A 13980-nucleotide genomic window follows, 5' to 3' on the forward strand; every position below is an offset into this window, starting at 1 on the left:
TTGTAACTTTTATAACTATTTATTCATCACAGGTGCATTTCCCTTTTCTCAAAAGAAAAACATAAAACTGACAGACGATGGCAATAGATCAAGGCAAGAATCTGATTTCTTTTCCTACAGTTTTGATGAGTGTTGTAGGAATTTTGTTGAGCATTATCTTTGGTGTAGTAGCGAATCTTCAACCTTTATACATAGCTTTATTAGTTGTATTGATTGTTGCCATTTCTGTTACCATCAACTTCTTTAAAAATTTTGAGCAAACCCTTTTGGGTTTATTAATTCTGCGCAGTGCTTTGGATGCATTCTCTGACCAACAAGTACCTGCTGTATTTGGTCTAGGTTTGGATATCTTGGCATTGCTTTATGTTGGCAATTGCTTAGTAGCTAGAAAAAAGATACATATCGATGGATTTTGGTGGTTTCTCGCCGGATGGATTGCTTTGCAAGCAGTATGGGTGATTTTACAGAAACTAGGAGGGTTAGGTCTTGGCCCCTCATATTTCTTAGGGGGATTGCGGGAATGGCTGCGAATTTTCTCCGGATTAATGGTTTACCTGCTAGTTATGCAACTGAAGGATCGATTGCCACCAGAAAAGGTAGTTTCTAGCTTATTCTTGAGCTTAATCGCTCCATTGACGGCAGCCACCTTACAAATTACTGTTCCCCCATCCAAGTTGCCTTCTTTTTTGGTGTTTCAGAGTGGATATGCCATTGAAGCAGGATCGCGAATGAATGGAACTCTCGGACATCCCAATGCATTTGCTACATTCACCTTGTTTTTTCTAGGTCTTGCACTTTGGAAAATGGGACAGGTAAAGCAACGCCTACCCTGGATGATCCTGGTAACGGCTCTGGCTTTTTTCTTAGTTAGTAGTAAATCATTGACTGGGTTAACGATGCTAGTTGCTTTCATCCCAGCATTCTTGGCACCAAAGCTGAATATAGGTAATGTAATTGGTGGTATTGTCCTATTTTGTATAGTTTTTTACTTATTTGCTGGCTCAGAAATGGGACAAGAGCGCCTGCAATCCTTGTATGGAACACCACTCTTAAATCCGCATATTGATACATCTAGAGCAATTTTGCTACAATGGACTGATGGTAATAGTTTTAATTGGCGTGTTGCTCAGTGGACATTTTTAGTCAACCGATGGCGAGATGAACCACTTTTAGGATATGGATTAGACACAGCTCGGTTTTTAACTCCCCTTGCTAGCTATTCTCATAATGACTATATTCGATTTTTGGCAGAAGAAGGAATTTTTGGATTCTTTCTATTTTTGATTTTTATTGGTGCGCTATTTTTCCGCCTGTTTCAACTAGCTTACTCAGTTAAATCTGGGTCGTCTAAACAAAATCTCTGCTTTGTTATGCTAGCGTTTCTCATCTCCATGCTAGTGGGGATGATAGCAGGAAACGTCTGGAGTCACACCACCCTCTTCTTCTACTGGTGGACTTTATTAGCAGTTGCTGGCTGGAATTGGGATAAACCTGTGACTGGGGGAGATGATGCAACTCCTTCTCCACAAAACGAGTCAATATTCAATACTTCAAAGCAGAAATATTTGAATTCTCAAAATAATTCCTTCCGTCGTCAATTGCCACGAAGAGGTTGACGGAAACTTTAAGAAAAAATATCAAGTTTTGCACCTGAATATTTGTAACCTTTGCCATGATGTTCTTCATGTAAGTAAAACCAAAGTTTTGATAATAAATGTCCCAATCAAAAGATATTAAAGGAAAAATTATTCGCGGTGGTGTCTCCATGACACTCAGGCAATTACTAGTCGCAGCACTTTCAATGGTGAATGTGCTGGTAATTGCCCGGATGTTAGGCCCAGGATTATACGGCGTTGTCACTATTGTTTTAAGTATCTTTTATTTTTTAAACCAAGTCTGCCGCTTTGGATTGCAGGTTTATTTAGTACGCCAGCCAAATCTCACGGAAGAGGAACCCGCACAAATCCAGGCATTTTATAACTTTCTCGGCATAGTTATTTGTGCCATCTTGTTCTGCGTGGCTCCGCTTATTGGCTGGTGGACAAAAGAGCAAGAGGTGACTTTCGGATTACAAGCAGTCTTACCTGCACTGTGGATGGATATGGTTGCTCGTGTTCCGACTAGTATGTTGGAGCGAGAACTTAATTTTGATAAGGTGGGGTTGTTAGAGGCAGTTTCTAAGGTTGTCTTATATGTTTCGGCAATTCCTTTAGTATTAATCGGTTGGGGTTATTGGGGGCCAATTATTGGCACTGTTTTGGGTTATTTGGTACAGCTGGTAATGGCGTATTATTACTATCCTGTTCCTTTGCGCTGGCGGTGGCAGTGGAAGGTAGTTAAACCTGCCATAAATTATGGACTTACTTATTCTGGCTCTGATGCGATTTTAAATCTTCGCAGATTAAGGCTGCCTTTACTGGTAAGTCGTTTAGGCGGTACAGAAATAGTTGGTTACATCAGTATTGCTATGCGGTTGGCAGAACAGTTGGCAATCCTGCGTTTGGTGGTACGTCGGATGTCAATTAGTGTCATGGCAAAATTGGTAGATAAGCCTGAGCAAACTCGTAATGCTATCAGCAAAGGCATGACATATCAGGCGCTTTTGATTGGCCCTATTTGTGCTGCCTTTTCTTGTACTTCTGCCTGGTTAATTCCTTTGATGTTCTCTCATAAATGGTTAATCAGTGCCCAAATCTTTCCCTTCATTGCGGTAGGAGTCCTTGTAGGCGCAGTTTTTGAACTGCATACATCTAGCTTGTATGCTGTAGGGCATAACTACGAAATTGCTCAACGCAATGCTTGGTATGTAGGCGTTCTTTGGCTGGCAACTATAATTTTACTGCCCTTAATGGGTTTATGGGGATACGGTTTGTCAGAAATTCTGGCTTTACCTACCTTTTACTTGCTTCATACCTCTATAGTTAAGTTGTTTGGTTCTCCTAATTATTGGGATTCATTTTGGATCACCTTAGTATCGACAATTTGTATGTTTGCAGGGGTTTTCTTACCACCAATTGCTGCTGTTGGAGTGCTGGTTGTCAGTTATGGGGCAATCTTTATTTATTGTCCTGGTATCCGCAAGATTCCTTTAGATCTCTGGGCTGCTAGAAAAAAAGCCGCTTAAACCATAATATTTCGCCAATTTTAAGAAAAGCCCGTAGGTTTGCATCCTGCGGGCTTTTCTGATCAAGATTGATGATTAGCGATCGCTTTTTCTGACAACTAGCTACAATTAGGATTTAGAGTGAAAATTACTTGCGCGTACAATGAATCACTCCTACAAAAAAAATGTTGTCATTATCGGTGGCGGCCCTGCGGGATTAGGTGCTGCTTTAATGTTAGCCAAAAGAGGCTGGAAAGATATTACAGTTATTGAGAAAAGACCATCAGCAGATTATTACGAACCTGATAAGTCCTTTAGCTATCAAATCGATGGACGGGGGCAGAAATTAACCGATTTATTAGAGCTAACTCCCAAACTTGCTGATTTGAGTGTGCCTAACACTGACTTTTACTTTACTCTTATTCAAAAAGACGGCACACGCAAAACAACAAAACTACCCATTGTGGATTCTAAACGTAAAACAGCCTACTGGTTGCCAAGAGCATCTTTTGTAGAATTACTTTACCAAGAAATTCTACAACATTGGCAAGATTCGATTCAGGTTTTATTTAATATTGAATGTGTAGAGATTAAACAATCTCTAGAGCATTTAGAAATTATTACTCAATCTCAACTTCAGGAAAAATTGACCTTTGTTCCTAATTTGATAGTAGGTTGTGATGGGTTAAACTCTATTGTGCGTCAAACCCTTCATCAAATGGAAGGTCAATCACATTTCTTTGAAATGCAAAAATTTCCTTCTCCTAGTTCCGGTTTAAAGTACAAAGTTCTCACTTTACCTCCTCAATTCCCCTTATCAGAAAAAGAAGGAGATGTAGCAAAATCTACAATGGCTTATGCCATTAGGTCTGCTTTTAAAGGGCGTAAAAAAGCAATTTCTCTGGGTTTATTACCCTTGAAAAATCAGAAAATACCAAGAAGTGCAAATATTATTACCTACCCTGATCATCAAATATGGCAATTAGAAACTAAAGAAGAAGTTGAAGAATTTTTAAAGCAAGCATTTCCTCAGCTACCTCTAGAAAAAATTATTTCTCCTGAAGAAATAGCCAGATTTACATCCAGTGAAGGGGGTAAATTTCCCATTCCTCAATATTGTTCAGGATTGTATAAAATCTGGGGAAACCCTGAAAATGGTCAAGGAACAGCCGTAATTTTATTGGGCGATGCGGTTCATTGTTTTCCTCCTGACATTGGACAAGGAGTTAATTCTGCTTTAGAAGATATTTACGTTTTTCAGGAAATATTAGCCGAAACTAACGATAATCTGTCTCAAGCACTTCCTCGCTATCAGAACTTACGCCAATCCGATATTAAAGCCTTAATTCGTTTAGCACAAATTAGTTATCCTTGGCAATATAATCAAGACCTTGTACAAAAGCGATTATGGAGTCTTAATTTCTTTCTGCGCTTACTGTTAAATAGGCTACTTCCTTTTATATTTAATCCCCATTCCTTCTTACTGATTCAAAATCATGAACTATCTTACTCAGAAATTTTGGCTAAAAGTAACAGCACTACTCAAATTTTATTAAGTTTGGGAGGACTGGCAATATTGATTTTAATATGGAATTTTCTGACTTAGAAATATTGATTGTATGGCTACTTTATGAGAGGTTGTGAGGGTTTAGATCCCTTTTTTCTGAAAGAAGTCGGGGATCTTGCATAAGAGCAAAATTAATGCGATAGACAACTAGTAGGCTTTTTCCGCCTTGAGAGTGGCGATAGCATAGCTGAGACAGGCTTGAATATCTTCAAGGGTAATACCAGGTTAATTGGGGAGAACTTCGTCGGTTGTCCAGCCTTGAGCAAGCAAGTCGATAATAAACTCGACAGCAAGGCGAGTGCTTTTGATAATGGGTTTGCCGACAAGTATATTAGGGTCAATCCTGATATTAGATTGCCAGTCCGTAGAGTTACGTTGAGTGCGTTGTTTTTAGTTTGCGATCGCTTCTATCCAATCAATCAACGTTTACTCTAACCGAAAGATATAGCGATCGCTTGTTCTGTCCAAAAGGTTGAGCTATAACTTAATTTTAATAAACCTAAATTAATCTTAATTAAGTAGATACGCAAAAATATTTATATAATTGCAAAAATCCCAAACCGTTGCGATTGTTTCGTTCCTCTCTATGAGACGCTCCGCGCTAAGCGAAGCTATGCCGAAGGCTTTACGCAATGACAAATGTATATTTAATTTTGCACAACTACTTATTTAGGGTGCGTTAACATTCCTGTTCAGAGGTGGCAAGTAACTTTTGCCACCCCACCAGTATTTTTTGTTCGTTCCCTGTAACGGGGTTGTTAGCCTGCTGTGATTAGCTAACTCATCTAAAGAGGAACCACAGCCTCTACCTTCTCAAACACCAGAACTAGACAAGTAGTGCTAACTTTTTCTTCTCGAACTCCTCATAGGTAAGAATTCCTGCATCTCTAGCATTTTCAAGTTGCTTGATCTTCGCTGCTAGTTCGGATTGTTGTTTAATTGCTGATTTCTTCATCTCATACTCTTCTTGACTCAGAATTCCAGAAGCAAGAGCCGCATTAAGTTTGGAAATTTGAACTTCCAATTCCGAGTTAGAAGACTCACGTATTAATTCAGCCTTCTTCATCTCAAATTCACCCTGACTTAGAATTCCAGCATCGAGCAGGCTCTTAAGTTTCATAAGCTTCTCTTCTGTACCTGCACTCTGCTTAGAAGCTCGCATTTGTCCTTCAATTTCCAGCTTTTTCGCGTTGTACGCAATTTCATCAATGAAGCCTTGATCATAAGCATCTCTGAGCTGTTTGAGTTTTTCCTCCAAACTACTCTGGGATTGCATGACAGCTACCTCTTGAGCAGATTTAGGTTTTTCACCAAACATAACTTTCTGGTCAATGAAACTCCATAAATCGCCCTCGATCTTCTTTGACCAACCTGCTGTAACACCGCTAATGAGCAAAGTAGCACCACCTGTTAAGATTGCTGCAACGCCTCCAGCGGCAAGGTTTGATGCCCATTCTCCAGTGCTGAGATCCACTGAGAAATCATTTGGCTGTCCTTGAATCAATACGTTGAATGCTCTAGAAGCACCAACTACCTTACGCCACGCCTCAGTTTTGGCAGCTTGCAAAAGCCAAGTCTCGTCAGCTTTATTAGTCTGTGTCTGATAACCTTGCCCACTGAACCAAGTTTCGATATCTTTCAATAAAACGTCCAGATCACGATTCTGATCGCGGTAAATTTTTTTAGTCATATTTCTTCCTTGCAAATCTTGCTGTGTAAGCTGGATTCTGAGGTCTGCCTATTTTAGAATTCCCTGCATTTAATCTGCACTAACACAGAAATACAGAATTTAAGTTGCTTACACCCAGCTTTTTCCCTTCCAATGTTCCTCGTCATTACAAAACAAAATCCTGCTCAAATCAACAATGAAACGACGCAAATAAGCTTGCGCAAAGAGTTCCAGTTCTAAAAATCAAATTCCGTGACTCTTGCCAATCACCCAATTACGCCTGAAAAATCGCGCTAAAGCAGATTCTTCCAATGATAAATAAATTGGTCGTCCGTGGGGACAGGTGCGGGGGTGGCGAGTGCGTTGCCATTGATCTAGCAATGTTTGCATTTCTGGCAAACTCATCGGTGTACCATTACGGATAGCGCTGCGACAAGCAACGGCTACTTGCGCTGTCTGTAAATCACCGCCTAAACTCAGTTCTAAAATTGCATCAGCACAATCTTCTCGTTGTTGCAACATCGCAGGTATATTCCGGACTGCCCAAAGTTGTTCACCAAAGGGTTCTATATCTAAATCTATGCGTTGTAATTGAGCTACTTGTTTTGGAGATAATTGATAAAGAATTATTGCGGGTTCGACGGGAATAAGTTGCCAATTATCGCATAATTGCTCATACAAAACTCGTTCATGGGCGATGTGCTGTTCTACTAGCCAAACTCCCTGAGAATGTTCCACCACAATATAAGTATTGCTGACTTGAGCAACAGCTTTTAAAGAGTAAGAATTGCTGATTACTGAGTTCTGATTGTTATCGCCTTCGCTATGATTTTTCGGGTTGAAATTGTAACCGCCTTTGGCTTCTGCGGCTTTGAGTAATTTACTGACTCGCGTGATATGAACTGCTTCTTTAATATTAGCTGAACTGAGGCGGAGTGCTTGCTCAATTCCTTGGTTAACTTGTTCTTGCCAATAACTGACTTCGTTGAGATAAATTTCTGTTTTGGCGGGGTTGCGATTCCAGTTAATTTGATCGGGAGCAATGAGAAGATGTAATAAACAAACTGGATAGCGATCGCGTGGTAATGTGCGATGAAATGCTGTTAAAATCGTTTGCTCTAGTTCTGGTGACTTCACCATCCGGCCGTTAATCGCTACTCTTACCCAATCTGGACGATGACGATGGCAGCGGTCTGGCAATCCTACCACTAATGAGAGTTCTGAATTCTCCGGCTGGGGTATTGCTAGTTTGACTTCCTGTAAGTCAGCTTCTTTAACTTGAGGTAGAAACTGGGGCAATAATTGTTTAATCGATGTAGCTGGATAGATGGTGAACCATTCACGGTCATTTTGGCGCATTTGCCAGATAACATGGGGGTGACACAAGGCTATTTGTTGAATTGTGGCTTGCACGGCTTTCATTTGCTGTGCTAATGCTGGTAAACCCTGGCGACGGGCTGGACAATTGGCAAATAAATTCGAGACTGTGACTACTGTACCAGGAGCGATCGCCGCGACTTCTACTCGTTCTACTTTCCCACCATCACTATAAATCACTCGCCAGCCGAAATTTACATCCGCCGGACGACTCAAAATCTCTAACCTTGCCAAATTTGTCAAACTGTGCAGCGCTTCACCACGAAACCCTAAACTGCTAATTTTCCATAAATCTGCACTACTATAAATCTTACTGGTGCTGTGGGTTGCAGCGGCTTTTTGCAAGTCTTCTAGGTTCATTCCGCAACCGTTGTCTGCTACGGTGACTCGCCACTGCTGCGGCCAGAGTGAAACTACAATTCTCGTGGCGCCTGCATCAAGGGAATTTTCTACCAATTCGCGGACGACAGCAGCCAAAGAGTCAATGACCTCTCCTGCTGTAATTAAATATACGACTTCTGTTGGTAAAGCATGAATAGTAGATGTCATGTATACAGTTTAGGCGAACAGCCAACCACTGAATAGGATAAGCAATTTTGTTGACCGCTCAACAGAAATTTTTATTAATTGTAAAGAAATGTCGATTGAATTTAGATTTTTGATAGATTGCTTTTAAGGTCATAAGCGGAAAATGCCGATGAGTAGCAATTTAGTCACTGATGCCCACGATTTAAAGTTGCGTCTAGAATGGGGACACCCAGCCTTGACAATCATTGATGTGCGCGATCGCCACACCTACAACCAAGGCCATATTAGTGGAGCAATTCCCATCCCCTTAAATGAATTAGCACCACGAGCCAAATCTTCTTTGCACAAAGAACGCCATATCTATGTTTATGGCGCGGATGATCAACAATCAGCTAGTGCGACTCAAACACTAAAGTCTGCTGGGTTTTCTGAAGTTTCTTCAATCCTAGGTGGTCTTGCTGGTTGGAAAGCCGCAGGTGGTGCTACAGAAGGTCCTGGTGCTTAATTATTGTTTGTTAATATTGTTTGGTTTCTGTGTACTGCACGTTGTGCAGTACAATTTTTTCTATAATTAAATGAATGAAAAGAGATTCAGATTTACTTTTCAAGTCCAACAATTCTTATTAGGCAATACGGGCAGTGTTATAGATGTTGAGTTAGTCAGAGAAACTCGCTGTTGAACATTACGCCTATCAGTGGAGTAAAAAAATGGCAACTTATTATGACTCCATAGCCCAACAGTATAAAAAATCCAAACTATTGCCGTTTCGCCTGCATATTGAAGCTTATACATACTTTCATCTTCTTGGTGAGCTTGGGGAAAAATCACTTCTAGATTTGGCCTGTGGAGAGGGATTTTATACTAGACAATTCAAACTCCAAGGTGCAGGACAGGTTGTAGGAGTGGAAATTTCCGAAAAAATGATTGAACTGGCAAGACTTGAAGAAGCCAGAGAACCTCAAAACATTGAATATATTCTTGGTGATGTATTTGAACTTGGTAAAATTGGCAGCTTTGATCTGGTGGTGGCTTCCTATCTACTCAATTACGCCCAAACCAAAGAACAACTACTCAAAATGTGTCAAAGCATATTTGCCAACCTGAAACCAGGCGGTCGTTTCGTCACCATTAATAATAATGACTCCCAACCCCCTACTTCCTATCTTTCAACTGAAAAATATGGATTTATCAAAAGCATAGCCTCACCATTAAAAGAAGGCACGCCTATAAAATACACATTCACAATTTCTGATAGCGAGCAGCAATTAAGCTTTGATAACTATTATCTTGGCACAGCTACTTATGAATGGGCGTTCCAGAATGTCGGTTTCAAAGCAGTTCGCTGGCAAAAACCAATAGTCTCTCCTCAAGGAGTGGAAGAATTTGGTCAAGAATTTTGGCAGGATTTCCTTGACTGTGTGCCCATAGTTGGTATTGAATGTCTGAAATAAAAGACTTTCAAATAAAAAACATCCCAATTATAAATTTACCAATCTCATAACTCGTAAGTAAGGGCGGGGAAACCCCGCCCCTACAATTTGGGATAATTTATGTTTTGGATTTCCTAACAAGATTATTCAAACCCTGGGATAAATTCAGGGGGATTGATAATTTGGAATTTCCCCAAAGGGAGTTGACCTTTAAGTCAAAACTTTTCCCATGAGAAATTGATTAATCTCTCATTGCCAAAACTTTCGGGGGTTCAGGTTTTAGCAATCCATTCAATAAAGATGCAGGACGTTCGCTGTGAGGCCAAGCAAAAGCGTGACGGAAAGCTGCATCCTGACAAGCTTGCAACTGTTTAAAGTTGATAATGTCGTATGTCAAAAGATTTTCATACTCAAATGGCAAACGTACATTGTGCAGACCGGCGTTATCAGTACAAATAGCAATGTCTACCCCTGCTTCAAAACATCGGTCAAAAACTAACTTGAGTTGACGTATATCTTGTAAAGTACCTGTTTTTAGGTATGTTGTTGGGCAAACCTCTAAACATTGTCCCCTTTTAGCTAAATCTGGCAGTAACTCAGGATACAACAGGGGAATTTGAATTCCGTGACCAATCCGCTGGAGATAAGGTAAAAGTTGGGTGTAACAACCGGCTGTGGTTTCGTAAAGATGTCCGGTAGTGTGAATACCTAGAGAGCAAGCATAATCATACAAATTCATCCATTCTTCGAGGCGATCGGCATAGTAGCTATCACCGCCTGCAATGTCTACTGCACAAACATACTGTTTGCTTTGCGCCGCTAAGTCAATAATTGCCTTATTAACTTCATAAGGTAGGCGGGAGTGCATACAGAGAATTTGGCTAGTCACAATCGGATATTCTTCTAACTGACTAGCTCGTCCAACAACTTCGACAATTTCTGCCATCTTGTCAATTCTTGCTGATTGACTCAGATGTTCGGGTGTCCGTAGATAGGGAGTGTAGCGTAGTTCCAAATAAGCCAAATTCTCAAATATATAAGCACCCCTTAGCAAGCGATAGATGAAATAAGGCAAGGTTTCTACAGTCTGTACACTTTCTACTAGGGTATGTAATTCTAGATACTCATCTAAGCTGTTGCGCGGTCTGGTATAAAAGTCTTCAAATTCTGGATAGTTCGCAAATCGCGTAATCAAATCTGATGCATGTCTCTCAAAATATCGCCATAACACACGAGGTACAACCGAACCGCCTAGATGTCGATGCAATTCAGCGTATAAAGCCATAGTGGTATTTTCCGGAGAAATTTTAATAATCTTAACAATAGGATAGCGAAAAAAAATCTCTGTCTGTAGGAATATTCGTAAAGCTATTGTTAATTTATGACATTAGGGATGGGGCATGGGGCATTGGGCATTGAGCATTGCACAACAGTCAACAGTCAACAGTCAACAGTCAACAGTTAATTGTCCCCCTCATCCCCCTCATCCCTCTTCTTGTTCAAGCGTGGGGATGAAAATTTCTCTCATGACTCGCTAGTGGGAACTTTGATTGCACTAATTGTCTGCAATAACTCTTTGGCGGTGCAGGGTTTGGATAAAAATGCTCTCACACCCATGAGAGCTACTTCTCTTTTATTTTGATTTGATAAGAGTCCGCTCATGACAATAATTTTGATGTGGGGATTGATTTTTTTCAGATGGCGAATGGCGATCGCACCATCCATCGCTGGCATCATCATATCTAGCAACACTACACTAATTTGCTGCTGATACTGTGCATAAATTGCTACTGCTTCTACACCATTACTGGCAGTTAAAACCCGATAATTATATGTTTCTAAGGATGATTTGGTAATTTCCCGAATTCCCTCTTCATCATCTACTATCAAAATTAATTCGCCATTTCCTGTAGCTGTTTCCAGTTCGGTTAATTGTACTGGTTGAGTGCGTTCGTCCTTGACGTTGCCGTAGGCATCGCGTACGGCGGGTAAGTACACCTGAAATTTAGTACCTTTGCCGATTTCACTATCTACATTGACAAAACCACCGTGGTTTTTAATAATACCTATCGTTGTCGATAATCCTAACCCTGTACCTTTGCCCAAGTCTTTGGTGGTAAAAAATGGCTCAAAAATTCGCTCTTGAATTTCCGGATCTATACCTATGCCAGTATCTATTACAGAAATAGCAACATAGGAACCTGCCTGAGCATTAATATTTTCATTAATAACTACATTTTCTACTACAATTTTCAAGATACCACCCTCTGGCATGGCATCACGAGCATTAACTACCAAATTCATTAATACCTGATGCAGTTGGGTGATATTTCCAGATACATACCAGATATTTTCTGATACATCTAGGTCACAAGTAATAGATTTAGGAAATGTTTGGTTGACAATTTGCTCAATTTCTTGTATTAAATTCTTAATTTGCACAATTGTGCGTTTGCCCTCAATACCGCGCGCAAAGGACAAAACTTGCTTGAGCAAATTAGCGCCGCGTTTAACATTATTTTCTAAGGTTTGCAGCACACGTTGACTCTGTTGGTCGTGCAATTTCATCTGCAATAACTCTACTGACATTAACACGGGAGCTAGTACGTTATTCAGGTCGTGAGCAATTCCGCCAGCGAGAGTGCCAATACTTTCTAAGCGTTGCGATCGCAAAAGCTGGGCTTCTAGTTGTTTTTTCTGGGTGATTTCTGTACTGACACTGAGGATTGATTTTGGTCTATTTTTTGCATCCCGCATTAATGTCCAGCGGCTGGCAACGATAATTTCTTTACCATCTTTTGTTAACTGCTGCAACTCGCCTCGCCATTCACCTTTATGGAGGACTTGAAAAAATGCATCTTGTAGTTGTGCTGAAGTTTTTTTATACAAAATATCTACAACATTTTTACCTAAAACTTCCTCAAGCTTCCACCCGTAGAGACGTTCAGCACCTTTATTCCAAACTAATATTTCATTGTGGATATTTCTGACTAAAATTGCATCAGTTGCTACATCTAACAGTGCTGCTTGTTCGCGGATTTTCTGTTCTGCTTGCTGGCGCACAGTAATATCTCGTGTCACAGCCAAATGCACAAATGTACCATCAGCTTCGTTACGCAGTGGTACAGCATGAGTTTCCAGCCAGCGTCGAGTACCCTTAAATCCCACAATCTCGTACTCTAAAGTACCCTTTTCACCCTGACAAACACGTTCATGGAGATCTGCAAAAGCTTGTCTGTATTCTGGTGCGATCGCTACATCAATAGGTTTACCAATCAATCCTTCAGCACTTTCTAACTCCAACATCGCTAGTCCAGAGGCATTAATTTCTAGCAGCGTACCATCTCTAGCAATTAATTTTATACATTCCGGTTCTGCATGTATAATTGCTCGCAGACGATTCTCACTTTGGCGTAAATCCAGTTCTGTTTGCTGAAGTCTCTTGACATAACGCCACAGCAAATCATACAGCAACGCGACTAATAATAAATCGATAAAAGCGGCTAAGAAAAATGTCGTAATTGATTTTTGCGCACTTGTTTGTGATTTTTGACTCTGCTGCTGTAATATATTTTTTTCTGCTTCTAGTTTGTCGTGAATCAACTGGGAAATATCATGACTAAGTATTTGCTCTTTATGAGACGAAACTAACTTCCGCGCTGCATCCAATCCTTGGTTATGATAAACAGAAATTTCTGCTTGCAGGATAGTGAGTTTTTTGGTAATTTTGTCCTCAAGTATAGAAATTAATTGCTTCTTTTGCGAAGTATGAGTTAACTTTTTGAGAATTTGGATATTGTTATCAGTCTGTTGCCTTGATTGAAGATAGGCTGCTAAATCATCTGGATTTGTAGTTAGTAAGTAGCTACGCTGTGCAATTTCAGCATTCTGGAGTTGGGAATTTAAAGATTCTAATTGAGTAATAAATTCCTGGGAGGATGTCACCCATTGCTGATTGTGGATTAGCTTTATCGTGGTGCTATAGGAAACCACAGCATTAGTAAATAAAACTGCCAAGACTAGAATAAATACTGCTCTCAGCTTTTGGATGACAGACCATTTAATCATGCGATCGCCCTTGATGCGGCATATATACCTTATTATTTAAAATTAAAAATTAAAAATCAAATACCTAGCATAAGTCAAGACGCTGGGCAGCGATAGTAACACAGCACAATCTGTGGTATGTTCCTTGAGATGCACTCACGTAGTTAACAGCGACCAAAATGCTGCAATCTTGTCAATTCTAGGGTATTCCTCAGACACAAAAGCCGCCGCTAAAGTTCCAGAATATGGAAAACGCTA

10 protein-coding genes are annotated in these 13980 nt (G+C 40.3%); 6 read left to right on the forward strand and 4 right to left on the reverse strand.

Annotated features, from left to right (window positions below):
* The first annotated feature begins 77 nt into the window (after window positions 1–77).
* The 4 genes from AACU32_RS29190 (at window position 78) to AACU32_RS40805 (ending at window position 5105) form a co-directional block, all read left to right on the forward strand.
* Window positions 78–1616 carry an O-antigen ligase family protein gene (locus AACU32_RS29190; protein WP_339378361.1) on the forward strand — a complete coding sequence of 513 codons (1539 nt, stop codon included), beginning with the start codon at window positions 78–80 and terminating at the stop codon, window positions 1614–1616.
* 98 nt (window positions 1617–1714) lie between these two features.
* A complete protein-coding gene (locus AACU32_RS29195; RefSeq protein WP_096604867.1) occupies window positions 1715–3124 on the forward strand; it encodes an oligosaccharide flippase family protein in 1410 nt (469 codons plus the stop codon).
* A gap of 142 nt (window positions 3125–3266) precedes the next feature.
* A complete protein-coding gene (locus AACU32_RS29200) occupies window positions 3267–4709 on the forward strand; it encodes an FAD-dependent oxidoreductase (protein ID WP_096604869.1) in 1443 nt (480 codons plus the stop codon).
* Window positions 4710–4868: 159 nt separating this feature from the next.
* Window positions 4869–5105 carry a hypothetical protein gene (locus tag AACU32_RS40805; protein ID WP_445223198.1) on the forward strand — a complete coding sequence of 79 codons (237 nt, stop codon included), beginning with the start codon at window positions 4869–4871 and terminating at the stop codon, window positions 5103–5105.
* A 391-nt stretch (window positions 5106–5496) separates the two neighbouring features.
* Here AACU32_RS40805 and AACU32_RS29210 read toward each other — a convergent pair whose 3' ends face one another.
* Window positions 5497–6360, reverse strand: a complete 864-nt coding sequence (locus AACU32_RS29210; protein ID WP_096604871.1) for an SHOCT domain-containing protein — start codon at window positions 6358–6360, stop codon at window positions 5497–5499.
* A gap of 222 nt (window positions 6361–6582) precedes the next feature.
* Window positions 6583–8265: a DNA mismatch repair endonuclease MutL gene (gene mutL / locus AACU32_RS29215; RefSeq protein ID WP_096604873.1), complete on the reverse strand. Its 1683-nt coding sequence runs from the start codon at window positions 8263–8265 to the stop codon at window positions 6583–6585.
* Window positions 8266–8413: 148 nt separating this feature from the next.
* Here mutL and AACU32_RS29220 point away from each other — a divergent pair, with 148 nt between their 5' ends.
* Both AACU32_RS29220 and AACU32_RS29225 read left to right on the forward strand, forming a co-directional pair.
* Complete coding sequence (locus AACU32_RS29220; protein ID WP_096604875.1) at window positions 8414–8749, forward strand: rhodanese-like domain-containing protein; 336 nt, start codon at window positions 8414–8416, stop codon at window positions 8747–8749.
* Window positions 8750–8952: 203 nt separating this feature from the next.
* The gene (locus tag AACU32_RS29225) at window positions 8953–9696 is read left to right on the forward strand and encodes a class I SAM-dependent methyltransferase (protein ID WP_096604877.1); all 744 of its coding nucleotides are present in this window, start codon (window positions 8953–8955) and stop codon (window positions 9694–9696) included.
* Window positions 9697–9916: 220 nt separating this feature from the next.
* Here AACU32_RS29225 and AACU32_RS29230 read toward each other — a convergent pair whose 3' ends face one another.
* On the reverse strand, window positions 9917–10960 hold the full coding sequence (locus tag AACU32_RS29230; protein ID WP_096604879.1) for an adenosine deaminase: 1044 nt from the start codon (window positions 10958–10960) through the stop codon (window positions 9917–9919).
* Between the two features lie 239 nt (window positions 10961–11199).
* Window positions 11200–13743, reverse strand: a complete 2544-nt coding sequence (locus tag AACU32_RS29235) for a PAS domain S-box protein (RefSeq protein WP_096604881.1) — start codon at window positions 13741–13743, stop codon at window positions 11200–11202.
* Between the last annotated feature and the right edge of the window lie 237 nt (window positions 13744–13980).

The organism is Calothrix sp. NIES-2100 (assembly GCF_963875285.1).
In the GTDB taxonomy this organism is placed as follows: Bacteria; Cyanobacteriota; Cyanobacteriia; order Cyanobacteriales; family Nostocaceae; genus Aulosira.